This is a genomic window from Streptomyces siamensis, assembly GCF_039543605.1.
GTDB lineage: Bacteria > Actinomycetota > Actinomycetes > Streptomycetales > Streptomycetaceae > Streptomyces > Streptomyces siamensis.
Window position 1 is genome coordinate 159,386 of the sequence record NZ_BAABKB010000016.1, and the last position, 25,650, is coordinate 185,035.

Sequence of the window (25,650 nt, forward strand, 5' to 3'; positions counted from 1 at the left end):
TGCCTGATGATTGACGCGTCAAGCAATTGGTCGCCCGTGCATCGTACGGTGCCTGGTGCCAGTAGGAGGAGTGCAATGACGGCCACAGCGTTCGAATTGGGGCTGAACTCGTTCGGAGAGGTCGCCACCGACGGCGGTCGGACGATGAGCGATGCCGAGACCGTTCGCCTGTTGATCGAGGAGGCCCAGCTCGCCGAAGCCGTGGGGATCGACGTGTTCAGCGTCGGTGAGCACTACCGTGCGGGCCACAACGACAGCGCCACTCCCGTCCTGCTCGCCGCGATCGCCACCGCGACGGAACGGATCCGGCTCGGCACCTCGGTGACCGTACTGAGCACCAATGACCCCGTCCGGCTCCACCACGAGTTCTCCACGCTGGACGCCGCGTCCAACGGCCGCGCCCAGCTCGTACTGGGGCGGGCATCGGCCACGGAGTCGTTCCCGCTGTTCGGATACGACCTCGCCGACTACGAGGAGCTGTTCGAGGAGAAGCTCGACCTGTTCATGCGCCTCCAGCGCGAGGAGACGGTGACCTGGTCCGGCCGCTTCCGGCCGCCGCTCGTCGAGCAGGAACTGCGTCCCCGGATGCCGCCCGGCGGCATTCCCACCTGGATCGGCGTCGGCGGCAGCCCGAACTCCGTGGTCCGCGCGGCCCGCTACGGCCTGCCGCTCATGCTGGCCATCATCGGTGGACGCCCCCAGCGCTTCGCCGGCCATGTCGAGCTCTACCACCGGTCGCTCGAACAATTCGGGCACGCCAGGCAACCCGTCGCCCAGCACTCGCTGGGGCTCATCGCCGAAAGCGACGAGGAGGCGATCGAGACCTGGTGGCGGTACTGGCAACCGGTCGTCGCCGCGCTCGCGGAGGAGCGCGGGTTCTACAAGCCCACCCGCGAGCGCTACCTGGCGGAAGTGGACCAGGGCGCGCTCTTCGTCGGCTCCCCCGAGACCGTCGCACGCAAGATCGCGACGACGGCCCGCGATCTGCGTCTCACACGCTTCGACCTCAAGTACGACGTCATGTACCTCCCCCGGGAAGCCCGGGCCCGCACGATCGAGCTGCTGGGCCGCGAAGTCGCGCCTCGGGTGAGGGAACTGCTCGCGAAGGAGCCGGCTCATGTCTGATCTCGTCTTCGGCCTCGACACGTTCGGCGATGTGCCGCAGGACGACGCGGGCATCCCGGTGTCCGACGCGCGGGCCATCCGGCAGGTCCTCGAGGAGGCCGTTCTCGCGGAGCAGATCGGCGTCGACGCCGTCGCACTCGGTGAACACCACCGTCCGGAGTACGCGATCTCCAGTCCGGAGACCGTCCTCGCCGGCATCGCCACACGTACCAGCCGTATCCGGCTCTCCTCCGGGGTGACGGTGCTGAGCTCGGACGATCCGGTCCGCGTGTTCCAGCGGTTCTCGACCGTGGACGCACTCTCGAACGGCCGGGCCGAAGTCATCCTCGGGCGCGGCTCTTTCACTGAGTCCTTTCCGCTCTTCGGATACGACCTGGCCGACTACGACGTGCTGTTCGAGGAGAAGATCGAGCTCTTCGCCAAGCTGCTGGAGGAGAAGCCCGTCACCTGGAGCGGCAGCAAGCGGGCGCCGCTCGACGATGCCGACGTCTTTCCCAAGACCGAGTCCGGGCACCTGAGCACCTGGGTCGGTGTGGGCGGCACGCCCCAGTCGGTCATTCGCACCGCGCGCTACGGGTTCCCTCTGATGATCGCCATCATCGGCGGCAACCCTGAACGCTTCGCGCCGTACATCGACCTCTACGAGCGGGCAGCCGACAAGTTCGGCACGACCGCTCACCCGGTCGGGATGCACTCGCCCGGCTTCATCGCCGCCACGGACGAGGAGGCCCGGGAACTGCACTGGCCGCACTACAAGGTCATCCGTGACCGCATCGGCGCGCTGCGGGGCTGGCCGCCGGTCCGCAAGGACGAGTACGAGGCCGAGATCGAGCACGGCTCGCTCTACATCGGCTCGCCCGAGACGGTCGCCCGCAAGATGGCCCGCGCCATCGAGGCGCTCGGCGTCGGCCGTTTCGACCTCATCTACACCACGGGGGCCCAGTCGGTCAGTGCCCGCCTGCGTGCCGTCGAGCTGTACGGCACCAAGGTGCTCCCGATGGTCCGCGACATCCTCGCAGGCTGACGTCATGAACGGAGCAGAAATGGACATCACCGGCGCCGTTGCCGTGCGCACGGTCGGCATCCTGGGCGCGGGGAAGGTCGGCACCGTGCTGGCACGTCTGGCTCTGGCGGCCGGCTATCGCGTGCTCATCGCCGGATCGGGCGAACCCGCCAAGATCGCACTCACCATCGAAGTCCTGACGCCCGGCGCCGTCCCGGTCAGCGCGGCGGCCGCCGCCGAGGCCGATGTCGTCATCCTGGCGCTCCCGCTCGGCAAGTACCGCACGATTCCCGCCGAGGCACTGCGCGGCAAGCTCGTCATCGACGCCATGAACTACTGGTGGGAGGTCGACGGCATCCGCGACGACCTCACCGACCCGCTGACCTCTTCGAGCGAGATCGTGCGGGCGTATCTGGCCGGGGCACGGGTGGTCAAGGCCTTCAACCACATGGGCTACCACGACCTCGAGGACGGAGCCGAGCCCGGGAACGCGCCGGGACGTAAGGCGATCGCGATCGCCGGTGACGACCCGGACGACCTCGCCACCGTTGCGAGCCTCGTGAACGCGTTCGGCTTCGACCCCGTGGTGGCAGGTCCCCTCGCCGAAGGAGTTCGGCTCGAACCGGGCACCGAGCCTTTCGGCGCCAACGTCACCGCCGAGGAGCTGCGCGCGATGGTCCTCCGCTTCCCGGAATCGGAGCGCGGACGGACCGTGTGCAGTGCGAGGAACGCCGCCTTGGCAGCCGGCGACCGAGCAGTCTGACGGCGCCGCCTGCGCTGGGTTGTCGGTGCCTCCGAGTGCCCGCACCGGCTTGCTCCAGGCTGCGCAGGGTGGAGCCATGTCCACGGAAGCCCGACATGCGCGGCCACGTGCCCGGCCGTCGCACAGGGCGGCCTGTGGAAAGCCGGGTGACGCGTCAGCCGTGGGAGACGTTCAGGCCGTAGAAGGCGACTCGTGCGCCCTTCGTGGTGCTGTTCGACGACGACTGGTTGTACGAACCCGCCTTGAAGTACTGCTTGTACGGGAAGAAGGACGACGGAATCGGGTAGTGCGTGGTGCTGCCGTTGACGGTCAGGTCGATGGTGTTTCCGCCGGACACGGCGATGGTGTACGTCCAGGTCTTGCCGACCGACACATGTCCCACCGTGTGGGTCGTCTGGCCGCCCGAGGGCGAGTTCTCGGTGCCGACGACGATGTCACCGCTGGAGCGGTAGTAGAGCTCCACCAGCGGTTTCGTCGAGGAACCGCCGGAGCCGAGGTGGATCTGACCGACGCACACGTTGGACGTCACCGAAACGACCCGAAGTGTCGCGCTCAGCCGGTGGCTGCCGCTCAGCGACCAGTCCGCGGCGCTGCCGCTGCGGTTCATCTCGCGCAACTCGGAGCGGGCGTAGTTGGAGTTCGGGGTGGTGACACCCTTCTCCGGCGCCCAGAACGTCATCGCACCGTCGCGGGTGTCGGTGTAGAAGTACGAGTCCTGGTAGCCGTTGGCTCCCTGGAGGCGGGACGAGGGAATGGTCGTCGGCGAGCCCGGGGAACCCACCGGCTCCTGCAACTGCCAGACGGACAGGTCGAAATTGCCGCCGGGCGCGACCTTCGGGTCCGCGGCACCCGCGCTGGAGGTGCCGAGGACGGTCACCACGGTGACGACGCCCGCGACGGTGGCCGTCGCCAGAAGCCTGGAACGAGTCATGTCGAGCTCCTTCGTTGATCGTGGGGAGGGAAGAGCGGTGCGGTGGGTCAGCCCGCATCGGCGGCGTCGGCGCGCCCGGCAGGGCTCCCCGCCGCCGTTCCGGTCGGCGAAAGGAGGGGTCCGGCGCCCGACGGCGGTGGCGTTACGGCGAGTCCGCCACCTACGGCGGAGGTTCGGGTATGTGGTGACATCTTCAAGATGACGGTCACAGCCTTTCGTCTGGTCGTGCGGAGCAGACGGTGGGGGAAGGCGGCGTTCAAGTAGGTGAATATCAAGTTCACCTGTGAACCGTGTGTGCCGTGACGCTAAAGGTCTGAACCACGACCGTCAAGAGGTGGCGCGGGTGGGGGCATTGGGGAAGCCACCCAGAGACCCGTTCCCGCCAGGCCACCCAACAGCGGCCGGACGGGGTGCTGTTGCTCGTGGCTGAGCTGGTCGAGTCGAGAAGGCCAGCCGGCGGGTTCGGTGCGCGGCACACCGTGCCCGCACGGCCCCTGCATTTGTGTCCGTCCTGTGTAGCCTGGACCGCGTGTATACGACGCGGGTGTCGCGGCGGGTGAACGCTTCACGAGCCGCCGTCTATCGGGCACTTCTGGACGCGGAAGCGGTCGCGCGGTGGCGGGTGCCGACGGGCATGCGGAGCGAGGTGCACACCTTCGACGCCCGTGAGGGCGGGCTGTTCCGCGTCTCGCTCACGTATGACCTGCCGAGCGCGGCCGGCAAGTCGGAGGCGCACACGGACACCTACCACGGCCATTTCGCGGAGCTCGTCCCCGGCGAGCGAGTGGTCGAGGCGCTCGAGTTCGAGACGGCCGATCCCGCCCTGCGCGGGGAGATGGTCATGACCACGGAGCTGACCGAGGTGGACGGCGGTACCGAAGTCGTCATCATGCACGAGGGAGTGCCGGACGCGGTTCCCGTCGCGGACAACGAGACCGGAACACGTATGGCGTTGGAGAACCTCGCGCTGCTGGTCGAGTCCGCCTGTCCTCAGGCATGCCGCTTGGGCATCTACGGCACCCCGCCCGGAGAGAGCAGGCGGTAGAACTCCAGCGTCCACGTGCGCTGTTCCTCGGTGTCGGGAACCCTCGCCCCCCGGGCCCGTTCCATGGCCGTCCAGGCGGCCTCGGGTGCCGTGCCCTCGAGGATCATCAGGCTGACCGCGATCAGGGAGGACCGTCCGATGGCGCAGCGGCAGTGGGCGACGACATGGGTGCCCGTTCGCAGGGCCTCGGCGAGTTCCCGCAGCACCGGCAGCACGCTGGGGACCGACGGGACCGTGAAGTCGGGGATGGGCAGGGCGACGAACCGCAGCCCGGCGGCCTCGGCGTGGCGGGGCTCGTCGGTGAGTCCCAGCTCGGTGCGCTCGGCGTCGGGGAGGGCGCAGACGACGATGTCGGCGCCGGCGCGGCGCAGGGCCGCCATGTCGTCGGCCAGGTGTCCGTGGCCGCGAGGCCGGGCCATGGTGCTCAGGCGTCCCGGTCCTCGTCGATCGGTGAGCGTGTAGAGGACGGGGGCGGACGGCTCGGTCATCGCGCGGGCGACCCCTGCGCGAGGGGCGGACGGCTCGGCCATCAGGCGGACGACCCCGGCGCGAGCCAGCGGTAGCGGCCGCCGCACTCGTCGGTGAGCCAGCCGTTGAGGCTGCTCAGGCCCCGCTCGTTGATCTGCCCGTCATGGATGCCGTAGGCCCGTTCCGGTTCGACGGCGCGGACGAAGTCGATGGCCTCGTCCGTCTTCATCCAGGAACCCTGCAGGGGGACCAGCAGGGTCTCCACCGGCCGGTCGGGGCGGTGAAGGGAGTCTCCGGGATGGTAGAGACGGTCGTCCACGAGGTAGGCCAGGTTCGCGCAGTCCGGGAGGCCCGCGTAGATGAGCGCGTGCCTGCCGCCCTGGGCGGTCACCCGGAAGCCCGCCGCCGTGAACTCCTCGCCGACGTCGACGCCGATGAAGTCCAGTCCCTGGATCCGCGCCGACTTGGGGGCGTGCACGGGCACCCCCAGCCCCTTCAGCCGCAACAGATCGACGTGATCGTCGTGCTCGTGGGTCACCAGGACCGCGTCGGCGTCGGCGAGTGCCTCGGGTTCGCTCCAGACGCCGGGATCGATGACCAGCGTGCCGCCGTCGTGTTCCAACCGGACACAGGAGTGGGCATATTTGGTAATCCGCACCCGCGTGAGCATAGCGCGGGGGGACTTGTGGCCCCTCAGGGAATGGCCGGAAAATGCCGGTCGACGGCATCCCTGGAGAGCGCCCGGGCGAGCAGCGGCATTGAGACGATGCGTGCGTTCCGAAAGAGTCGATATCTCGTCAACCTCCTTCTGTGCACTCAGAGTTCATCTTGTGGCCAGAGTGGTGCGCTGTTAGCGTCAATTCATGGACATATCAAACTCGAACGTCGAGGAGCTCGCCGACCTGGCCGAGCTGGAATTCTCTCCGATCACCCCGGAGGAAGCCGCTGACCTGGACGACCGTGTGTATCTGCTCGGTGTCCGCCCGGAGTTCGTGAACCGGTAGGGTCCGCTCGCCAACCCGCCCCCGTCTGTGCAGGGGGCTCGTTGCCATCAGGGGTTCACCACCGGAGACGGTGCCGGACCCCGCCACGGGGGATGGGGATTCAGTACGTGGTCATGGATCATCTGCCGGACGCTCTTCCTGCTGATTCAGCGCTGCGGCTGCCGGTCGATGCCGCCGACGACACCCTCCGTGAGGCGATCGCCGAACTAGATCCCGACCATCGCCTCGGGAGTGCGCAGCACCCCGTCTTCCTGACAGCCTGGCTGCCCTGCCTGAAGGGCGGCTGCCTGTCGTTTCTCGGGATGGGCCCTGCCGGCCAGCGATGGCTGGCAGGGCTCGCCGGTGAGGACTTCGCCGCGCGGCGCCGGGCCGAACTGGCCGCCGCTCTCGCCGCCGCCGACCCCGACGCCGTGCTTCCGGACGACCCGGTCGATCAAGTCATCGTCCTGGTAAGGGCATTGACCACGACCGAGTCGAACCAGGCCTCGTTCGCGCTCGCCCGTCAGACGCTGTGGTGCGGCCCCGACGGAGGCAGCGGACTCGCCCACTCGTGCGATCCGGCCACCGGCCGGCCCGGTGTGACCGGCTCCTACCTCGCCGGGGGATCGGGGGCCCAGCTGCTGACCGAAGGCGGCGTGGATCTCGCAGGACTCATCGATACTCAGGCTTGGGGCCCGCAGCTGCGGGCGGCGGTGGACGCCGCCGAGACCGAACTCGACTGGCCGGCGCGCGTGGAGTTCGTCGTCGAACAAGGCATGCTCACCGTCGTCAGAGCCACCCGTGCCGTCCTGCACGGCGCCGCTCTCCTGGACACCGTCGCCACCCGCTACGAACGAGGCCTACTGACCTCCGCACAGGCGGTGCGACTGGTCGAGCCCCTGGACGTCGAACAGGCGCGCGCCGCGAGCGTACGGTCCCTCGGACTGCCCGTGGCCGCGCGCGGTCTCGGTGCGTCCCCCGGCATCGACTCCGGCACCGTCGTCTTCAGCGCGGCCGACGCCGTCGCCGCGCAGGTCGACGGCAAACGACCGGTGCTCGTCCTCACCGAGTCGAAACCCCAAGACCTTCCCGGCCTGCTGGCCTGCACGGCCGTCGTCACCGAGCGGGGCGGGCTGACCTCGCACGCCGCGGTCGTGGCGCGCGGGCTCGGACTGCCGGCCGTCACCGCGCTCGTCGACGGCGTACTCGACGCCGACTCCAGGGTCCTGCGCACCTCGCGCGGCGACACCGTCCGGACCGGCGACCTGATCACCGTGGACGGACACGCCGGAATCATCCACCTAGGCGGCCAGGAGCCCTCCGCCGCACGGCAGACCACCCCGCAGCTGCCCGGCTGGCTGGACGACGCGCTGTCCGGGCTGCCCGGCATCGCCGTGCACGTGAACGCCGACACCGGCGCCGACGCGGCCGCCGGGCGGGCGCTGGGCGCGAGCGGGGTCGGACTGTGCCGCCTGGAGCACATGTTCCTCGGCGAGCGCCACCAGGTGCTCCGACGGGTCCTGATGGCGCGGCCCGGACCCGACATGGCGGAGGACCTCGGCACGATCCACACCTTCCTGCGGGCGGAGATCACGGACATCCTCGTAGCGATGGACGGGCTGCCCGTCACGATCCGCCTGCTCGATCCTCCGCGCCACGAGTTCCTCCCCGACCTGACCGAACTCTCCCTCACCACGGCAGCCGGCGGGGCGCCGGCAGACCGGGACCGGCTCGACATCACCCGTCGGCTGCACGAGCACAACCCGATGCTCGGGGTGCGCGGGGTGCGGATGGGCGTCCTGCTGCCGGCGCTGACCGCCGTACAGATCAAGGCACTGACGGAGGCGACCCACGCATTGCGCCGCGCCGGCCGGGACCCACGGCCCGAACTGCTCGTCCCCATGGTGAGCACCCCCGCGGAACTGGACTTCGTCCGAGGCATCCTCGACGACGTCTGCACCCGCCTGGGCACCTCATCGGCCGAGGCCGGCATCTCGCTGGGAGCGATGATCGAGACGCCGCGGGCCGCGCTGCTGGCCCGGTCCCTCGCCCGCCGGGCGGACTTCCTGTGCCTGGGCACGAACGACCTCACCGCACTCGTGTGGGGCCTGTCCCGCGATGACGCCGAACAGCATCTGCTGCCCGCCTACCAGGACATGGGCCTCCTCGACGCCTCGCCCTTCGCACGGCTGGACGTCGAGGCTGTCGGAACCCTCGCCCGCCAGGTCGCCGACGAGGCACGCGCCGTACACCCCGACATCACCCTCGGAGTCTGCGGCGAACAGGCGGCCGACGAGACGGCCGTACGGTTCTTCGCCGAGGCGGGCTACCACCACATCTCGTGCGCGCCACCACGGATCCCCCTTGCCCGGCTGGCAGCGGCGCGCGCCGCTGCCGCCCAGGACGCGGCGGCCAACCACCCGACGGGGGCCAGGCCTTGAGCGAACCGGCGATCGTCGTGGAACAGCTCGGCCGCTCCTTCACCGACCGCGGGCGCGAGATCGTGGCCCTGCGGGACGTCAGCTTCCAGATCGGGGCCGGCGAGATCGTGGGCCTGCTGGGCAGCAACGGCGCGGGCAAGACCACCCTGACCAAGATTCTCGCCACCCTGCTGCTGCCCACCACGGGCCTCGCGCGGATCTTCGGCCACGACGTCACGCGCGATCTGCGCGCGGTACGCCGCATGACCGGCGTCGTCCTGGGCGGCGACCGCGGCCTGTACGCCAAGCTCAACGCCCGGGACAACCTGAGGTTCTTCGCCGTGCTCGCCGGCGTGGGCCGACGTGGTCTGAGCGCGAAGGTGGATGCCGCCCTGGAGGAAGTCGGCCTGGTCGGCGCCGCCGACCGCGCGGTGGAGACGTACTCCAAAGGGATGCGCCAGCGGCTCCACATCGCCATCGGCATGATCGGCGAACCTCGCGTGCTGCTGCTGGACGAACCGACCGTGGGCCTCGACCCGGTCGAGGCCGAACGACTGCGCGGCACCGTCGCCGCGCTGCGCGACACCGGCGTCTCCGTCCTGCTCACGAGCCACCACCTGCTCGACATCGAACGCCTCGCCGCCCGGGTGATCATCCTCGCGGACGGTACCCTGGCGGCGGACCTGCCGGTCGAGGAGTTCGCCCGCCAGGCCGGCTACACCGCCACGGTGATCGTGCGGGGCACCGGCACCCCGCCCGACGCCGGAGCCGTGTCGTCCCCCGACATCGCCGTCGGCGCCGTCGACACCGCCGACGGGGCCTGGACCCTCCGGCTGCACGTGCGGGACTGGAGCGTCGGCTCGTTCGGACTGCTGGAGAAGGCGCTGGCGCACGTCAGTGTCCTGGACGTGCGCATAGAACCGGTGCGGCTGGAGGACGTCTACTCGCACGTGGCCGCGCGCCTCGCCGCCGGCAGCCGGGTCGGTGGAGTGCGATGAGCGGCGCCCTGTGGATGTTCGTGACCGCGTTCCGCATGGAACAGCGGGCCATGCAGCGCAACCCCCTGCTGCTGGTCAACTCGGGCATGCTCCCGGCCGTGTTCCTCGTCATCGCGGTGGAGACCGGCAGCGCCGACCCCGAGAGCGCGACGGAGCTCGTCGTGGCGGTGATGCTGACCGCGCTGTGGGGCTCCACGGTATGGATGAGCGGAGGCGTCCTGCGCCGCGAGCGCAGCTTCGGCACACTGGCCCGCTGCGTCTCCGGAGTCTGGTCGCCCTACCTGGTCCTGCTGGGCAAGAGCCTGGGCGCGACCGTCACCAGCGTCGGCGCGATCCTCCTCAGCACCGGCGTCACCGCGGCGGCGCTGGGCCTGCCGCTGAGCATGTCGCACCCGGCGTGGATCGTCCTGTCCCTGCTGGTGCTGGTGTGCTCCGGCACCGCCCTCGGCGCGCTGGTTTCCTGCCTCTTCCTGGTGACCCGCAACGGCCTGGTCTGGTCCCACGCGTTGATGTACCCGGTGTTCGCGGTGGGCGGGCTGCTCATCCCCACCGACGCGCTGCCCGCGTGGCTGCGCTGGGCGCCCGATGTGCTCAGCCTGCACTGGATCAAGAGCTGCCTGGTCGACGGGGCCACCGGCGGCATCACGGCCGCCCCGCTGGGCCTCGCGACGCTGCTGACGCTCGGCTACTTCCTGGCCGCCGGCTTCGCCTACCACCGGTCCGTCGAGACGTCCCGGAAGGAGGGGACGCTTGACCTCGCTTGACACCGCCGCGCCCCGCTCCCTGCCGGTCTGGCGCGCGGCCGAGGCGGCCCGGACGGGCTGGCTGGAATACCGCGCACTCCAGACGCCCGCCGGCCTGCTCGGCGCCACCCTGCCACGCGGGGTCCTGCAGATCCTGTTCTTCACCACGCTCGCGGGCGTCCTCGCCGGACCCGGACATCGCGAGTACGCCTTCGCCGGATCGCTCGTCCTGGCGTTGAGCGGCACCAACGTCAACGGTGTGGTAGCCGTGCCCGTCCTGGACAAGCAGTACGCCACCTTCGCCCGGGTGCGCACCGGCGCCCTGTCGCCCACCGTCACCCAGATCGCCCGGGCTCTGCCCTACCCCGTCATGGGCTGGCTCCTCCTCGTCGTCCAGGGCGCGATCGCGGCGCCCCTGCTCGGCATGACGGACTTCGCTCTGCGCCTGCTGCCCTGGGCATGGGTGTACGCGCTGATCGCGCTGACACTCAGTGTGCTGGGGCTCGCCGGAGCGACGATGACGGTCGGCAGACGGGCCGACGTGGTGGCTCCCAACGTCCTGTCCTACCTGGTCATGCTGTGCAGTGGCGCGATCGTCCCGCCGGGGCGGGTGGGATGGGTGGACGCGATCGGCCAGGTGTTGCCGGCCCGGCACGGCCTGGACGCCGTACGCGCGGGGATGGCCGGCCGGCCCTGGCTCGGCGACCTGGGCCTGGAAGCCGCCGCCGGGGCCGGCTTCACCGTGCTCGCCGCCCTGTCCATCCTCGTCCAGGCCCGGCGCGCGAGCCGGCACGGCCACGACGACTTCGAGTGACCGATGCGCCGACACCCGAGGGGAACCCGATGAGCATCATTCGCCTGCCCCTGGCCGTGCGGACCGAGGCGGACCACATGCTGTCCGCCGCACCGCCGAGCAGAGCCCTGCGCGTCGCCCTGGTGAACATGCCCTGGGCGCGCATCCACGCGCCCTCCATCCAATGCGGACTGCTGCAGTCGATCACCCGCAGGGCCGGGCACGAATGCGACAGCCACTACCTCAACATCGAGTTCGCCTCCTTCTTCGGCAGCCAGGCGTACGACGCGATCGCCAACATCGCCTCCGAGCGGTTGCACCTGATGGGGGAGTGGCTGTTCTCCTACGCGGCGTTCGGCGAAGTCACCCCGGACGACGACTACTTCGCCGCCTACCCCGAGGTGAAGTCCATCTGGGACGAACTCACCGGCAAGGGCCTCGAGGACCTCGTGGAACTGCGCCGCGAGAAGCTGCCGGAGTGGATCGCCGCATGCGCGGCCCGTCCGGAATGGGGAGAGTACGACGTCATCGGGTTCACCTCCACCTTCCTGCAGAACACGGCGTCGCTCGCCCTGGGAAGGAAGATCAAGGAGTTCCACCCGCACGTCACTCTCGTCTACGGGGGCGCCAACTTCGACGGGGAGATGGGAGCCGAGTACGCGCGGAAGCTGCCCTGGCTCGACCACGTGGTGGCCGGCGAGGGCGACCTCGTCCTGCCCGCCCTGCTGAAGAACATCGCCGACGGCACCGACACCCCCATCCCCGGCGTCCTGGGGCATCCCGCCACGGACGCGCCGCCGGCCGGTGACGCCCAGCGCCCGCAGACCCTCGACGACCTTCCCACCCCCGACTACCGGGACTACTTCTCCTGGCTGGAACGCTTCGACCGCACCCGGCTCCTGGGCCGCACCCCCGTACGGCTGCCGGTCGAGTTCTCCCGGGGATGCTGGTGGGGCCAGAAGCACCACTGCACCTTCTGCGGCCTCAACGCACTAGGCATGGCCTACCGTTCCAAGTCCGGCGAGCGCGCCTTCACCGAACTCGCCGCGCTGCTGCGCGACTACCCCGTGGTGCACGTCGACACCGTCGACAACATCCTCGACATGGGGTACTTCTCGTCGCTGTGCGCACGGCTGGCCGAAGAACACTGGGACGTGAACCTCTTCTTCGAGGTGAAGGCCAATCTCACCCGCGACCAGCTCGCCACCCTGAGAAGCGCCGGAATCCTGCGCATCCAGCCCGGCATCGAGAGCCTGAGCACCCATGTCCTGAAGCTCATGCGCAAAGGTGCCGGCAAACTGATCAACATCCGGCTGCTGAAATGGGCCGCCTACTACGGCATCGACGTGGCGTGGAACATCCTGGCCGGATTCCCCGGTGAGACCGAGGAGGACTACGCCGAACAACTGCGCGTGCTCCCGCTGCTGCATCACCTCCAGCCGCCCGGCGGCTGCGGACGGATCTGGCTGGAGCGCTTCAGCCCCTACTTCACCGACCCGGCCTTCCCCATCGACAAGGTCCGGCCCCGGGCCAGCTACAGCCATGTCTACCCGCCCGCACTGGACCTCGACAAGATCGCGTACTTCTTCGACTACGAGGCGTCCGGCACCGTGTCCCACGAGACGGTCGCCGCCCTCAACGCCGCCGTCGCGCACTGGCAGACACGCTTCAGCGAGGCCAAACCCAGCCTCGTCTACCAGCGGCTGCCGGGGAAGCTGACGCTCATCGACCGCAGGACCGACCAGCCCGTACGGGCCGTCCTCGTGGGTTGGAAGGCCGAGGCCTACGAAGCCTGCGGCGACGCGCCCCGCACCGCGGCGGTGGTGTCCCGCAAGCTGGCGGAGCTCGACCTGTCCGTGCCCGAGGACACGGTCACGGCCTTCCTCGAACAGTGCTGCCGCGCGGGCGTGATGGTGTCGGACGACGGCAAATACCTCGGACTCGCGCTGCCGGAGAACCCCGGCTGGTAGCCACCCCGTGCCAAGGAGGGAGAGCGCATGACCGTCATCTCGTCGGTCCGGGACCGGGTGCGCCTGGGCAGGAGCATCGCCTCCCGCCTGGCCGCGTCGGCGGACGCCGACGCCGCGTTCGTCGCCGGCAGTTCGGTGGTCGGACTGGGCAGCGCCACCAGCGACATCGACGTGTACCTGGTCGGATCGTCGGCGGGCGAGACACGCAGGCAGATGTTCGCCGACACCACCCGCATCGACGTACAGCATCTCCGCCTCGACACCCTGGAGTCGCTCGTCGACCGCGTCCTCGGACGCGGACTGCGCTCGGACCATGCGGGACAGCCGCTGTCGGACCGCGAGATCGCGCTGGTCGTCCGGCTGCGCACCGGAGACATCGTGACCGACTCGGGCGCCCTGGCCGCCCTGCGCGAACGGCTGGACGAGCATCCCCTGCGACTGGCCCGGCTGGTCATGAACAACTGGATGCTCGCCGCGTTCTTCGCGGCCGAGGACTGCCTCGGACTGTCCCGGTCGGAGGACCCGAACGACCTGGACCCGGCCGTGCTGGCCGGGCGGCGAGCCCTGGTCTGCGCCGGGAAGGCGCTGGCTGCGGCGGGCGGTGACCTCTACTTCGGCGAGAAATGGGTGTGGCGCCAGCTCGCCCGCAGCGGCCCCGACGGATTTCCCTTCGAGGACTTCCAACGCCTGCTGAGGGACGACCCCTTGGCCGTCGACCCCCAAGCCGGCCTGACCGCCCTCACATCGTTCGCCCAGACCTGTCTCATCGCCACGGCCACCCTCGGCTGGCAGGGGGCCGACGTCTCCCACTGGCCGGTCTGGCGGCAGGGGAGCGGCCCACTGCACAGATCCCCGGCGTTCTTCCCGCGCGCCTACGACGACATGGTGACTCTCATCGAACCCGCCGGCCGGCACTTCCGGCTGCCGCCCCGCTCCGCGCTGGTCTGGGGCCTCAGCCACGGACTCTCCTCGCAGACTGCCACCGAGTACGCGCTGAACCTGTCGAAGGTGGCGCCCGCGTTCGCCGCGCTGACCGAACAGCGGTGCCGGGGCATCACGACCGAATTGCGGGAAGCAGGTCTGCTCACCGAGCAGGACGGGCAGCGGGGGGCGATGTGAAGTTCCGTCAGAAACACAGCGGCACCCTCGACCTCGCTCTCGCGCTGCAGCGCGAGCTGATCGGGCGCACCGGCTCGTGGGAACCCAACTTCCTGCCCAGACCGGTCAGTTCGGAGACGGATCTGTTCCGTGACGGACTGCGGTCCTGGGCGAGAGCCGTCGGATCCGGGCTCCCCGCCTTCCTGGCCGCCGCCCGCAGGCCGGAAGACCTCGCCACCTTGGTCGACGACGACCGCCTCCGCCCCGGAACGACGCTCGTCACCACGGCACTGACCGCAGCGGCCCCGACCCTCGCCGAGGCCCTCCCCGCGTTCGAGGACATCCGCAAGCAGGCGGCCGCGGAGATCAACGACCTCCTCGTACCCGAGCGTTACCTGACCCCCCTCTGCGCGGCGCTGGGCACCGCCGAGACCGAACGGACGCTGGATCTCCACCTGGTGCCTCTCGCGCCGGCCCCGCCCGCCACGGGTTTCCTGATCGACGCGGGCAAGATCACCGGGCTCTACGTCGACTGCCGCCGCTTTCGCGGATCGACGCTCGCCGACGCCGTCCTGACCATGCTGGGCTGGGCACAGCTGAAGTCCGGCGCCATCCCCGAGAACCACCTGTCCACCGAACTGGTCCGGCGCCTTCCCGGCAGCGCTCCGTACCAGCGTCGCCTGCGCGTCGTCCTCACCAAGATCCTCGTGGAGATGACAGCCGGTCATCTGGTCCGCTCACTGGACGCCACGCACCGGCCCTGCGTCGACGTGCTCGGCACCAAGTGGCGCTACGCGCGGCTGTACGCGGTGGCCGAACGGCACTGGCCCCGCCACCTCGACGGCGACATCGACCGCGACGAAGCCCTGAACATGATGGCCGCGGACCTTTCCGCGCACAGCCCACGCTGGTTCGTCGACTCCGTCGACCCGTCCTCGATCGCCGCGGACTTCTACCTTCTGGAGTGGCTGACCGCGGCGGGCGACCGGACTGCCGGAGCACGGCTCTTCCGCTGGCTGCCCCACCTGTGCGCCGAACTGGCCGGGCACCTGGACAACGTGATCGGCAACGAACTCGGGCACTACGAACGAGCCCGGACCCAGCACTACCCGCAGGAACTGGCGGACTTCATCACGGAGATCAACCAGGGCGACAGCCGCGTCACATGGCAGCGGCTGCGCCGCGACAGGGGGCACGGCCCGGCGCTGCGACTCGCCACGGACGCCTTCGCCGGTCCGGGCGTCGAGTTCGGCGGAGAGGCATGGGCCCCGGTGGCCGCCATGATGCGGCGCTACGTCCAGCACGAGCTGCCCGACCGGGTCTTCGTCGACCAGTGCTTCACCCTGGAGCACAACAACGGCTCGCTCTTCGACAAGTACCACGACACGACGACCATGCGCGCGGTGCTGGACGCCCAGGCGGCGACCGATGTCGACACGCTGCTGGCCCACGCCTCCGCGGAGGTCAGGGAGTTGTGCCACGCACACCGCCTCGCCTCCGCGGAGGGCCATCCGGCATGGCTCGGGTCGACCCCAACGGCCCCTGCCCGGATCCCGGCAGGCCCGCCGGGATGGAGCGCGGCCGGCCTGCACACCAGCGCACCGGGCACGGTCGGATGCGGCGACCCCAGCGACCGGAACGCGTTCGACCCCCTGAGCGACCCGATGCGCGACTCCCCGGTACGGGTACGCCAGACACCCGCCCGGCGCCCCTTCTCCTCCTCCTTGAGGACCTACCGATCCCTGGCGGCGGTCCTGCACACGGAACTCGGAGACGTCCATCTCGCCCTGCACCCCGGCGAAACCCCCTACACGGCGGACAACTTCGTGGGCCTGGCGACCGGGAGCCGCACCTGGACGGACCCCTTGACCGGGACCAACGGGCAGGGCGGCTTCTACGACGGCACGGTCTTCCACCGCCGCGTGCCCGGCTTCGTCGCCCAGGGCGGCGACCGACTGGGCACCGGACACGGCAGCGCCGGATACCGGATCCCCGACGAGATCCGTCCGGACCGGGGGTTCGAGCAACCCTTCCGACTCGCCATGGCCAATCTCGGCAGGGACAGCACCGGATCGCAGTTCTTCATCACCCTGGCGCCCGCGCCCCACCTCAACGGGCAGTACACGATCTTCGGAGAGGTGGCGGACGACCGGTCGAAGGGCGTGGTCGAAGCCATCGCCTCGTCATCGACCGCGGTCCGGCTCGAACGTGTGACGATCACGGCGACATGACGTGATCCGACCCGAACAGGGGCGGTCTCACGACCCGCTGTGGGCGAACGCGGCCACTGTCCGAAGGGGACGTGCCTGATCGGGAGGGCGACTACTCATTGGCTGTGTGCTATGAACGCGCAATGGCCATGAGTATCGAGCGGACCGACGCACGCCCTTGGCGAGATGAGCATCTCAAGGAGCTCTTCAGCGAAGGATTCCCGGAGTTCATCACCGCTGACCGGCTTGTGAAGGAGTACATAGGCAGGATCAGAGAGTGGTTCGGCGATCTGAACCTCATGTTGGTGGACGACCACGACGTGCCCGTCGCCTCAGGCTGGGGTGTGCCGATCCGCTGGGACGGGCAACCCGAGGACCTCCCTGCGGGTTACACCGAAGCGCTCGTGCGCGCAGTGGAGGGCCATGAACAGGGCATCGAACCCGACACCCTGGTGATCTGCGGAGCGATCGTCACGCCGTCACTGAAGGGACGAGGCCTGGCGGGGGAGGTGCTTACGGCGCTCCGGCAGACAGCTGGACAGTCCGGATGGGACCGCGTCATCGCGCCTGTCCGCCCGACGGCGAAGGCCCGGTATCCGTTGACACCGATCGAGACCTTCATGCGCTGGAGCCGTGAGGATGGGACGGCTCTTGATCCTTGGATCCGGACCCACCAGCGCCTTGGCGCCACATTGCTGGCGGCAGCTCCGGCTTCGCAGACCATGACCGGTACGGTCGCCGAGTGGGAGGGCTGGACCGGGATGACCTTCCCCGACTCGGGAGAGTATGTGATCCCTGGCGGCCTTTCCCTCCTGCGGATCGACCGCTCCGCGGATCAGGGCGTGTATCAGGAGCCCAACGTCTGGATGCGGCACAGCTGAAGTGGACCACAGGCTCACCGAACCTTCCGCCCGTCCCGCCTCGGACACCTGAGTGGTGATGGTGATCGACAGTGGCAGGTGTCAGGAGCGGCGACTCACGGGGCGGCAGGTGACGTGCTCCCGCGTCGCTGCAAGAGGCTCTGCAACGGTCCTCGGCGTCTGTCCGCGCTACTGGCTACGGCGCGCGGTGCGGAAGCGGCGCTGGTATGCGGCGGGACTGATGGACAACTCCCGTGCGAAGACGCGCCGGAGACTCTCGTAACTCGGGAACCCGGCCAACGACGCCGCCTGCGTCGCGGTATGTCCTTGATCGAGCAGGGCCTTGGCGATGTCGAACCGGATCGACTCGACGTAGCGGGCCGGCGTCGTGGACAACTCCTCTCGGAAGAGCCGCGTGAGATGGCGGGGACTGAGGTGGAGGCGCCCGGCGAGTTCGCCGAGGGAGTGGTTGCCCGCGGGGTCGGCCTTCACGAGGTCGACGACGGTGCGCAGGGCGGGGGAGCGGGGCGGTGGACCCTGCAACGGCGCGGAGAACTGTGACTGGCCGCCCGCGCGTTGCAGGTAGACCACCAGGGCGCGGGCGACGTCCCGGCTCATGTCAGGACCGTGGTCTTCCTCGACGAGAGCCAGTGCCAGGTCGATCCCGGCGGTGACGCCTGCCGAGGAGTACGTGGTGCCGTCGCGCACGTAGATGGCGTCGGGTTCCACGCGAATCTTCGGATGCCGGGCGGCGAGTTCGCCCGTGATCTTCCAGTGGGTGGTCGCACGCTTGCCGTCCAGCAGGCCGGTGGCCGCGAGGACGAATGCTCCGGAGCAGACGGACGCGACCCGGCCGGAGCGGACCGCCACCTCCCGTGCGGCCTCGATCAGATCCCGCGTGACGGGAGTTCTGGGATACACGACCCCGCCCGGCATCACGAACGTGTCAGGGTCCGGCTCGGAAGCGGGACTGCCGTCGACGGCGATGCGTACGCCGATCGAGGAGGCGACGTCGGTCCCGGTCGTCGACAGCAGGACGATCCGGTAGTCGGCGCCCAGCCGGTTCGCCTCGCCGAACACCTCTGCCGGACCGGCGACGTCCAGCAGGTTGACCCCGTCGTAGACGAGGATCGCGACCCGATGCGTCGTGGAGCTCACAGTCCCGTTCCTCAGGTGTCTGGATTCGAGTGGTTCATGGCCGTACCGAGGCGGCGGAGAAGCGCCGCAGTCGGCATCGTAGGGAACAGGAGCACCGCTTACTCCTCACCAGCACTTCGAAAGAGCGAACATCATGAACGACATCATCGCAACAGTGAAAATACCCGAGACCGCGGCAGTGGCGGAGGCCACCAGTTTCCTTCAGGAAACGAACAGTCCTCTCATGTTCCACCACTCCCGGCGTGTCTTCTTCTTCGGTTCTCTGCATGCGCGTCGACTCGGCCTCCAGCCCGATCCGGAGCTGCTCTACATATCCGCGATGTTCCACGACACGGGGCTTTCGACCCCGTTCTGCGAAACGGAGCAGCGCTTCGAACTCGACGGCGCCGATCACGCCCGCAAGTTTCTGCTCGACCGAGGGTTCTCGAAGAGTTCCGCCGAGGTCGTCTGGACGGCGATCGCGCTGCACACCACGCCGGGGATTCCAGGCCGGATGGGCCCGGAGGCGGCTGCCACGAACTACGGCGTCCTGACCGACGCGGTCGGCTGGGGGCTCGACAGGCTGGAGGGCAGCGAGGTGGACGAGGTCATCGCCGCGCATCCGCGCGGAGATTTCAAGAAGGAATTCCTGCAGGCATTCGTCGACGGGCTCAGGAATCGACCCGACACCACCTACGGGACAGTGAATTCGGATGTCCTGGAACACTTTGTTCCAGGTTTCCGCCGCAAGACCATGGTCGAGCGCGTCATCGATGCGCCCTGGCCGAATTGATTTCCAGGAAACCCGAGGGAAACCGATGAAACCAATGTGATGATGGCGGCCGAGAGCGCACCGTCTGTCCGCCGTAGCGGGAGCACTGGGATTCTCGGTCACCATGGTGACAGCCGTCTCCGCCGTGTACGCCGTAGGTCCGTCTCGGATCGACAGAGAGCCGACCCGGCGCGGGACCGCCTGCACCGACCATCCAGGCGCGCCGCCCTGGGACTCGTGCAGTTCGACACGAGTTGCGAGATCCGACATCGGGTTGATGGGCCGGCCGGGCGTCAGCCGGCTCGGCCGACGGTGCTGACGGGTGCCTCCATGCCGCTGAGGCCCAGTCTGTGTCCGAGACCGACCCCTTGGCCGTAGATGGCGGCGCCCTCGGCGAGGCGGAGCTGCTCCCACGCCCGCAGAGCGGCATCGGCGGACTGTGCTTGCCGCAGGGCGTGGAAGAGGGTGATGGCGTCGGCGGCGGCCTTTTCCGCGCTGGCGGCGGTGTGGGGCCGGACCACGAAGGCGGCGTCTCCGGTCAGCAGCAATCGGTCGTTGCGCATTCTGGTGACCCGGGCGTCGAGGATGGCTTGAAGGAAGGGCTCGCGGGTGTGTTCCACCAGCTCTCGCAGGGGCTGCGGCAGCGTCGAGCGTGCGCGGGTCAGGAGGTCGGTGCGTACCTGGGGTGCGATCAGCCCTGGTGGCAGGGAGAGGCCGTGGCCGATGCCGTTTCGGTCTGTGGTGATGTGCTCGAGTTCGGGTGCGTCGGCCCGTACGTACCAGACCCAGTTCATCCGGCGGTGGCCCGGCGCGGTTGTGCCGAAGTCGCCCGGGATGAAGTAGCACAGGAATTGGGTGCGGTCTCCGTCGTAGAAGCTGAACCGGTCGCGGAAGCACGCGGCCAGCTCCTGGGGGAGGTCGGCTTCGTCGATGACGCCGCGGTAGGCGACGTAGCCGGCGTAGCGGGAGGCGCTTTCCGGGGCGACGAGTCCGCGGTGCAGGGAGGCGGATCCGTCGGCGACGATCGCCAGGTCGACCGCATGCGCGGTGCTGCCGAGGTGGAGGGTGGCTGCTGCGGGTGTGGGGGTGAGTGCGGTCACTGGCTGCCCGTCGTGGTAGCGCTCGGCGGGCAGCGTGTCGCGCAGGGCCTTGTAGATCGTTCCCCAGGAGATCATCTGCTGCCGCATGGGCATGATGCGGACGTTCCCGGTCCTGGTGAAGAACTGCCGGTGGGTGACAGGGACGCTGACCTGGTCGGCGTCGACGCCGCAGAACTCGCTCAGGAACCAGGCGACGCTCGGTTGCAGCACGATGCCGGCGCCGCGGTCGTCGGGGCGGCCTGTGGAGCGTTCCCAGACGTGGACGTCCAGGCCCAGCTCGGTGAGCGCGACCGCGTGGAACAGGCCGCCGAGCGATCCGCCGACGATGCCGACGGTCGAGATGTCGGGCGGTGTGGTCACGGTGAGCACACTCCTTCTTCGCACGTGGCCCCGGCCGGGGGTGCGGTCGCCTGCTGTTCGAGGGCTTCGACGAGTTGCTCGACCTCGACCGCGCCGTTGATCGCCCGGTCGCCCAGGACGAACAGAGGTACGCCACGCAGGCCCATCTGCTCGGCCAGTTCCTCTTCCTCGCGCACAGCCGTCTCCAGCGCCGGGTCGTCCAGGCGTGCCGCCACGCCCGCGGCGAGGCCGGTCTCTTCGCCCAGCCGTGCCAGGACGGCCGGGTCGCCGATGTCGCGCCCTTCGGTGAAATAGGCGACGAACAGCCGGTCCGCCACGGCGGCTCCCAGCCCTGCCTCTCGCTCCGCCAGGGCGATGAGGCGGTGTCCTGCCCGGGTGTTCGGGGTCCTGGCGATCGCGTTGTAGTCGAAGGTGATGCCTTCGCTGCGGCCGGCGAGGACGGTGCCCTGGTCGAGCTGCTGCGACCGTTCCCAGCTGCCGAACTTGGCACTGCGGTAGCTGCGCCGGTCCATGCCGGCGACGGGCATGGTCGGGTTCAGCTCGAATGCGTGGTACTGGATCTGGATCTTGACGCCGGTGCGTTCCTCGACGATGCCGACCGCCTGCTTGAGGCGGCGGCCGCCGATGTAGCACCAGGGGCAGATCAGATCGCTGAAAACGTCGATGGTGAACATGCATCCTCCCAATCGAACCGACTAGTCTGTTCGATGCAACCGCAACCGAGCCGGGCTCATTCCCGGGCCTGTCGGAGGTACCGATGACCAGCCCCGAGGCGACACGCACCAAGATCGTCGAGGCCGCGGCCGACCTGTTCACCCGCTGCGGCGTGCGAGCCGTGGGGATCAACGAGATCTGGCGGGCCGCGGACGTCGCCAAGTCGACGCTGTACCAGCACTTCCGGTCGAAGGACGAGTTGGTGGCCGCGGTCCTGCGGCAGCGCAACGACCAGTGGTGCGGGCGACTGCGCGCGCTCGCCGAGACACGCGAGCAGCCGGCAGACCGGCTGCTCGCCATCTTCGACCTGCTGGGCGAGGAGTTCACCGTTCCCGCCTACCGGGGCAGCGACCTGGTGAACGTCGCGGCCGAATACCCCGACCCCGACCACCTGGTGCGGGTCGCCGTCCGGGACCACAAGCAGGAAGTCCTGCGCTACCTGGGCGGCCTCGCCGCCGATGCGGGCGCTCCCGAGCCGGCCGCGGCCTTCGTGCTCATGCTCGCCGACGGGGCCGTGTGCGCCCGGGTCGGCCTCGGTGACACCGCGGCCGCCGCCACCGCGCGCCGGGCGGCGGCACGGCTGCTGGCGGCCGGCCCGGCGGCCAGGCCCTCGTGACAGGGATCGGACGTCGAGGTGGGACAGTGGATGTCGAGCGGCTTGTCGGTGATGAACAGGACGGTGCGGTCGCCGTCCGGCGTGGCGCCGTGCGTCATCGCGCCGCCTCCGGGGAACCGCACGAAGCTGCCGGCCGGGTGGTTGCCCTGGTGCACGGCCGGCTGAATGGGTCAGGATGCCAGTTCCCGGCTGCGGGGCCTGGCGGCCGGATCGGGGCGGGGCTGGCGCCGGCGCAGGGCGAGGCGCCCTTGGCTGACCAGGATGCCGAGGATGACGAGAGCGCCGCCGGCGGGCTCGTTCCAGTGGAGGGATTCGCCGAGGACGGTGACGCCGAGGACGACGCCGACCAGGGGAGTGAGGTAGGTGACGGTGGCGGCGGTGGTGGCGCCCCAGGCGGCGATGACCCGGGTGTTGAGGATGTAGGCCAGGCCGGTGCCGGCTACGCCCAGGACCAGGATGCCGGCCAGGACCGCAGGGGTCGGATCGACCGGTGCGAGCCCTCCGATGAAGGGGGCGACGGCGAGGCCGAGCACGGCGGCCAGCGCGATCTGACCGGCGGCGATGGTGACGGTGTCGTGCTCGCTGCCTCGCAGCAGTCGGCGGCTGAGGACGAAGCCGATGCCGTAGCAGAGATTGGCGCCCAGGCAGGCGAGCTGGGCCAGCACGTACCGGTCGTCACCGGCCCGGCCGAGGACGCTCCACGGCGCGGCGACGACCGCGACGCCGAGCAGGGCCGTGGCCAGGCCCGCGGTCCGGACCCGGGTCAGCCGCTCGTCGGGCAGTACGACCAGCGACACCAGCAGGGCCGCGATCGGTGTGGTCGCGTTGTAGATGCTGGACAGGCCCGACGGGATGCGCTCACCCGCCCAGGCGTACAGCGAGAACGGTGCCACGCACAGGAAGACCGAGATCACCGCGAGCGCGCCCCAGGTGCGCGCATCGCGGGGCCACCGGCGCCCGGTGACGGCCATGACGCCCGCCAGGAACACCGCGCCGAGGGCGAGTCGGCCGAACATGACCTGCGCCGGGGACAGCCCCTCCAGGGACACCTTGATGAACAGGAAGCTCGCTCCCCACATGAGTGCCAGGGCGATGAATTGCGCTCCGACAGAACCCGCTCTCCCGCTGGGAGTCACCACGGTCGCTCCTGTTCTCCGATACCGAATTCCGCTGCGCTGCTATCGTCGGCACCGGGCGCAAGATGAAGCAAATCGATGGATTCGATTTCAAGATTCGGAGAATCGATGGGCGTGACGCTGAAGCAACTGGCCGTATTCGCTGCCATCGCGGACCACGAGGGCTTCGGCGCAGCAGCGGAAGCCCTCGGCATGGGCCAGTCCTCGGTCTCGCACGCGCTCGCCGCGATGGAGCGCGAAGTCGACGGCGAACTCGTCCACCGCACCGTGCCGGTCCGCCCCACCCCGCTCGGGGAACTCCTGCTGCCGCACGCGCGTGCGTCCCTGGCCTCCGCCCGCGCCCTGAGCGCCGCCGCCTCCGCCTTCCACAGCCCCGACGCGGCCGCGACGATCGGGTTCGCCGTCCCGCCGACGGCCGCGCAGGGACTGCTCCCGAACCTCTTGAAACTGTGGCGCACCCACCTGCCCCACGCGCAGATCAAGATCTTCGAAGGCCTCGACGAGGAGATCGAGACCTGGCTGGAGGGCGGCACCGTCGACGCCGCCCTCCTCACCGATCCCGACCCCATGCCGCGCGGGGCGCTGCGTGTCGCCACCGACACCTACCAGGCGGTCGTCCGCACCGACCACCCCCTGGCGGGCCAGGACGCCATCAGCCTCGACGACCTGCTGGACGACCCGCTCCTGGCCACCACCAGCGGCTGCGAGACCGCGGTCAAACAGCTCCACGCCCTGGTCGGCCGTCCCTACCGGCCCACCCAGCGCATCCGTGAATTCACCACCCTGCTGGCCATGGTCGAAGCAGGCCTCGGCGTCGCGATCGTCCCCTCGCTGGCGGCCGGCATGCTGTCCGACACCCTCACCCTGGTGCCGCTCCTGCCGCGCCTGGAACGCCATCTCGTCCTGACCGGGCCCGCCGGCCGCCCCTGGCACCCCTCCGTCACCGCGATCCGCGACCTGTCCCGCAGCCAGGGCCCGCACACAGGCTGAACCGAGCGATCGGGCGGTCCCGAGCCGGGCCACGGTTACGGTGTCGGCTCGTTCGGCGGCGACTTCGGCGGCGAGGCCCGAGGCTGAGGTGCCGGCGCAGCCCTCGAACAGGGCGAGCTCGGTGTGCTCGTACCGGCGGGCGCCGGCGACCGTGCCGAAGGGCTGGTGGGTGATGTGCCGGGCGAGCGTGTGACTGACGGCCCCGGCCAGGTGCGGACGCACCCGGCGCGCGCGGCGACCCTGTGGCCGGCAGTCACCACGCCGGACACCGGAGAGAACGCGACGAACCAGTAAGAATCGCTTGATGTGATCGATCCACGCATGCTTCGGGAAAAGAAACGATCCAGGCACGCTTCGGAAATCCACACAGAGGAACAGTCATGCAAGCGATCACCGCCCCGGGCCGCGACGCAGGCGTCAGCGGGCTGACCCTGACCGACCTGCCGTATCCCCATGCGGCCGAGAACGACGTCGTCGTGCGGGTGCACGCCGCCGGATTCACCCGCGGAGAGCTCGACTGGCCAGGGACGTGGTCCGACCGCTCCGGACGCGACCGCACACCGAGCGTGCCCGGGCACGAGGTCTCGGGAGTCGTGGCGGCGCTCGGGTACGGAACCACCGGCCTCACCGTCGGCCAGCGGGTTTTCGGACTGACCGACTGGGCCCGCAACGGCTCGCTGGCCGAGTACGTCGCCGTGGAGGCCCGCAACCTCGCCCCGCTCCCCGCGGACGTCGACCACACGGTGGCGGCCGCACTGCCGATCTCCGGACTGACCGCCTGGCAGGGCCTTTTCGACCACGCGCGGATCCTGACCGGCCAGACCGTCCTGATCCACGGCGCCGCGGGTGCCGTCGGCTCGATCGCGGTGCAACTCGCCGTGGAGGCGGGAACCCGCGTGATCGGCACCGGCCGGTCCGCCGACCACGACACCGTCCTGGCTCTGGGCGCGCACACGTTCTTGGACCTCGAGGCCGACTGGGTGAAGGAGGCCGGTGAGGTCGACGTCGTCTTCGACGTCGTCGGCGGTGACATCCTCGACCGCTCGGCCACGCTCGTACGTGCCGGCGGCACGCTCGTCACGATCGCCCAGCCGCCCACCGTCCAGCCCAAGGACGGGCGGGCACTGTTCTTCGTCGTGGAACCCGACCGCGCGCGCCTCGCGGACCTGGCGCAGCGGGTCCGGGACGGACGGCTGGACGTGCGGGTCGGCGCGGTCGTCCCGCTGAAGGAGGCAGTCTCCGCCTTCGCCCCGAAGCTGCGCGTCAGCGGCAGGACGATCATCCGGGTCGCCGAGGACTGACGGCGAGGGTGCCGGGCCGCCACGAGAGCGGCGCGGCGGCACGGCGCAGGCCGCCCGGAGGACTCTACGGGGCGGAGAGACGCCGGCCAGGCAGGGCCCCGGTCGCTGTGGTTG

24 protein-coding genes are annotated in these 25,650 nt (G+C 69.9%); 17 read left to right on the forward strand and 7 right to left on the reverse strand.

Features of this window, described 5'->3' with window-relative positions; all coding sequences use genetic code 11:
• The first annotated feature begins 75 nt into the window (after positions 1-75).
• The 3 genes from ABEB03_RS21305 to ABEB03_RS21315 are packed head-to-tail and all read left to right on the forward strand — an operon-like array spanning position 76 to position 2,891.
• A complete protein-coding gene (locus ABEB03_RS21305; RefSeq protein WP_345651458.1) occupies positions 76-1,125 on the forward strand; it encodes an LLM class flavin-dependent oxidoreductase in 1,050 nt (349 codons plus the stop codon).
• Complete coding sequence (locus ABEB03_RS21310) at positions 1,118-2,149, forward strand: LLM class flavin-dependent oxidoreductase (protein WP_345651461.1); 1,032 nt, start codon at positions 1,118-1,120, stop codon at positions 2,147-2,149. The genes ABEB03_RS21305 and ABEB03_RS21310 overlap by 8 nt, the downstream gene beginning before the upstream one ends.
• Before the next feature lie 4 nt (positions 2,150-2,153).
• Positions 2,154-2,891, forward strand: a complete 738-nt coding sequence (locus tag ABEB03_RS21315; protein ID WP_345651464.1) for an NADPH-dependent F420 reductase — start codon at positions 2,154-2,156, stop codon at positions 2,889-2,891.
• Positions 2,892-3,045: 154 nt separating this feature from the next.
• Here the strand turns inward: ABEB03_RS21315 and ABEB03_RS21320 are convergent, their stop codons facing one another.
• Positions 3,046-3,822, reverse strand: a complete 777-nt coding sequence (locus tag ABEB03_RS21320; RefSeq protein ID WP_345651467.1) for a polysaccharide lyase family 7 protein — start codon at positions 3,820-3,822, stop codon at positions 3,046-3,048.
• Between the two features lie 529 nt (positions 3,823-4,351).
• Here ABEB03_RS21320 and ABEB03_RS21325 point away from each other — a divergent pair.
• On the forward strand, positions 4,352-4,867 hold the full coding sequence (locus ABEB03_RS21325; RefSeq protein WP_345651470.1) for an SRPBCC family protein: 516 nt from the start codon (positions 4,352-4,354) through the stop codon (positions 4,865-4,867).
• Here ABEB03_RS21325 and ABEB03_RS21330 read toward each other — a convergent pair.
• Positions 4,834-5,355, reverse strand: a complete 522-nt coding sequence (locus tag ABEB03_RS21330) for a phosphatase domain-containing putative toxin (protein WP_345651473.1) — start codon at positions 5,353-5,355, stop codon at positions 4,834-4,836. The genes ABEB03_RS21325 and ABEB03_RS21330 overlap by 34 nt on opposite strands.
• A 41-nt stretch (positions 5,356-5,396) precedes the next feature.
• Entirely contained in the window at positions 5,397-6,005 is a 609-nt protein-coding gene (locus ABEB03_RS21335) for an MBL fold metallo-hydrolase (protein WP_345651476.1), read from the reverse strand.
• A 193-nt stretch (positions 6,006-6,198) separates the two neighbouring features.
• Here ABEB03_RS21335 and ABEB03_RS21340 point away from each other — a divergent pair, with 193 nt between their 5' ends.
• The 9 genes from ABEB03_RS21340 to ABEB03_RS21380 all read left to right on the forward strand — a co-directional run bounded on the left by ABEB03_RS21340 (position 6,199) and on the right by ABEB03_RS21380 (position 17,431).
• Positions 6,199-6,339, forward strand: coding sequence for a hypothetical protein (locus tag ABEB03_RS21340; protein ID WP_345651480.1), 141 nt, complete (start codon positions 6,199-6,201; stop codon positions 6,337-6,339).
• Positions 6,340-6,452: 113 nt separating this feature from the next.
• Positions 6,453-8,759, forward strand: a complete 2,307-nt coding sequence (locus ABEB03_RS21345) for a putative PEP-binding protein (RefSeq protein ID WP_345651483.1) — start codon at positions 6,453-6,455, stop codon at positions 8,757-8,759.
• Positions 8,756-9,736: an ABC transporter ATP-binding protein gene (locus ABEB03_RS21350; protein WP_345651486.1), complete on the forward strand. Its 981-nt coding sequence runs from the start codon at positions 8,756-8,758 to the stop codon at positions 9,734-9,736. Before ABEB03_RS21345 ends, ABEB03_RS21350 begins: the two co-directional genes overlap by 4 nt.
• Positions 9,733-10,500 (forward strand): ABC transporter permease, encoded by a 768-nt coding sequence (locus tag ABEB03_RS21355; protein ID WP_345651488.1) that lies wholly within the window; start codon positions 9,733-9,735, stop codon positions 10,498-10,500. The genes ABEB03_RS21350 and ABEB03_RS21355 overlap by 4 nt, the downstream gene beginning before the upstream one ends.
• Positions 10,487-11,293, forward strand: coding sequence for an ABC transporter permease (locus ABEB03_RS21360; protein ID WP_345651493.1), 807 nt, complete (start codon positions 10,487-10,489; stop codon positions 11,291-11,293). The genes ABEB03_RS21355 and ABEB03_RS21360 overlap by 14 nt, the downstream gene beginning before the upstream one ends.
• A 29-nt stretch (positions 11,294-11,322) precedes the next feature.
• Positions 11,323-13,242: a RiPP maturation radical SAM C-methyltransferase gene (locus ABEB03_RS21365; protein ID WP_345651496.1), complete on the forward strand. Its 1,920-nt coding sequence runs from the start codon at positions 11,323-11,325 to the stop codon at positions 13,240-13,242.
• Positions 13,243-13,269: 27 nt separating this feature from the next.
• On the forward strand, positions 13,270-14,361 hold the full coding sequence (locus ABEB03_RS21370) for a nucleotidyltransferase family protein (protein WP_345651499.1): 1,092 nt from the start codon (positions 13,270-13,272) through the stop codon (positions 14,359-14,361).
• Positions 14,358-16,571, forward strand: a complete 2,214-nt coding sequence (locus ABEB03_RS21375; protein WP_345651502.1) for a peptidylprolyl isomerase — start codon at positions 14,358-14,360, stop codon at positions 16,569-16,571. Before ABEB03_RS21370 ends, ABEB03_RS21375 begins: the two co-directional genes overlap by 4 nt.
• A 122-nt stretch (positions 16,572-16,693) precedes the next feature.
• Positions 16,694-17,431, forward strand: coding sequence for a hypothetical protein (locus ABEB03_RS21380; RefSeq protein WP_345651505.1), 738 nt, complete (start codon positions 16,694-16,696; stop codon positions 17,429-17,431).
• Positions 17,432-17,599: 168 nt separating this feature from the next.
• On the opposite strand, the gene ABEB03_RS21385 is transcribed toward ABEB03_RS21380, so the two are convergent.
• Positions 17,600-18,568 (reverse strand): GlxA family transcriptional regulator, encoded by a 969-nt coding sequence (locus ABEB03_RS21385; RefSeq protein ID WP_345651508.1) that lies wholly within the window; start codon positions 18,566-18,568, stop codon positions 17,600-17,602.
• Positions 18,569-18,701: 133 nt separating this feature from the next.
• On the opposite strand from ABEB03_RS21385, the gene ABEB03_RS21390 reads away from it, so the two are divergent.
• The gene (locus ABEB03_RS21390) at positions 18,702-19,340 is read left to right on the forward strand and encodes an HD domain-containing protein (RefSeq protein WP_345651511.1); all 639 of its coding nucleotides are present in this window, start codon (positions 18,702-18,704) and stop codon (positions 19,338-19,340) included.
• Between the two features lie 272 nt (positions 19,341-19,612).
• Here the strand turns inward: ABEB03_RS21390 and ABEB03_RS21395 are convergent, their stop codons facing one another.
• Both ABEB03_RS21395 and ABEB03_RS21400 read right to left on the reverse strand, forming a co-directional pair.
• A complete protein-coding gene (locus ABEB03_RS21395; protein ID WP_345651514.1) occupies positions 19,613-20,779 on the reverse strand; it encodes an FAD binding domain-containing protein in 1,167 nt (388 codons plus the stop codon).
• Positions 20,776-21,453 (reverse strand): DsbA family oxidoreductase, encoded by a 678-nt coding sequence (locus tag ABEB03_RS21400; protein ID WP_345651517.1) that lies wholly within the window; start codon positions 21,451-21,453, stop codon positions 20,776-20,778. Before ABEB03_RS21400 ends, ABEB03_RS21395 begins: the two co-directional genes overlap by 4 nt.
• A gap of 83 nt (positions 21,454-21,536) precedes the next feature.
• On the opposite strand from ABEB03_RS21400, the gene ABEB03_RS21405 reads away from it, so the two are divergent.
• Positions 21,537-22,109 (forward strand): TetR/AcrR family transcriptional regulator, encoded by a 573-nt coding sequence (locus ABEB03_RS21405; protein WP_345651519.1) that lies wholly within the window; start codon positions 21,537-21,539, stop codon positions 22,107-22,109.
• 170 nt (positions 22,110-22,279) lie between these two features.
• Here the strand turns inward: ABEB03_RS21405 and ABEB03_RS21410 are convergent, their stop codons facing one another.
• Positions 22,280-23,248 carry a DMT family transporter gene (locus ABEB03_RS21410; RefSeq protein ID WP_345651522.1) on the reverse strand — a complete coding sequence of 323 codons (969 nt, stop codon included), beginning with the start codon at positions 23,246-23,248 and terminating at the stop codon, positions 22,280-22,282.
• Positions 23,249-23,353: 105 nt separating this feature from the next.
• Between ABEB03_RS21410 and ABEB03_RS21415 the strand changes: the two genes are divergently transcribed.
• Positions 23,354-24,235 carry a LysR family transcriptional regulator gene (locus ABEB03_RS21415; RefSeq protein ID WP_345651524.1) on the forward strand — a complete coding sequence of 294 codons (882 nt, stop codon included), beginning with the start codon at positions 23,354-23,356 and terminating at the stop codon, positions 24,233-24,235.
• Positions 24,236-24,615: 380 nt separating this feature from the next.
• Positions 24,616-25,536 (forward strand): NADP-dependent oxidoreductase, encoded by a 921-nt coding sequence (locus ABEB03_RS21420; RefSeq protein ID WP_345651529.1) that lies wholly within the window; start codon positions 24,616-24,618, stop codon positions 25,534-25,536.
• Positions 25,537-25,650 lie beyond the last annotated feature (114 nt).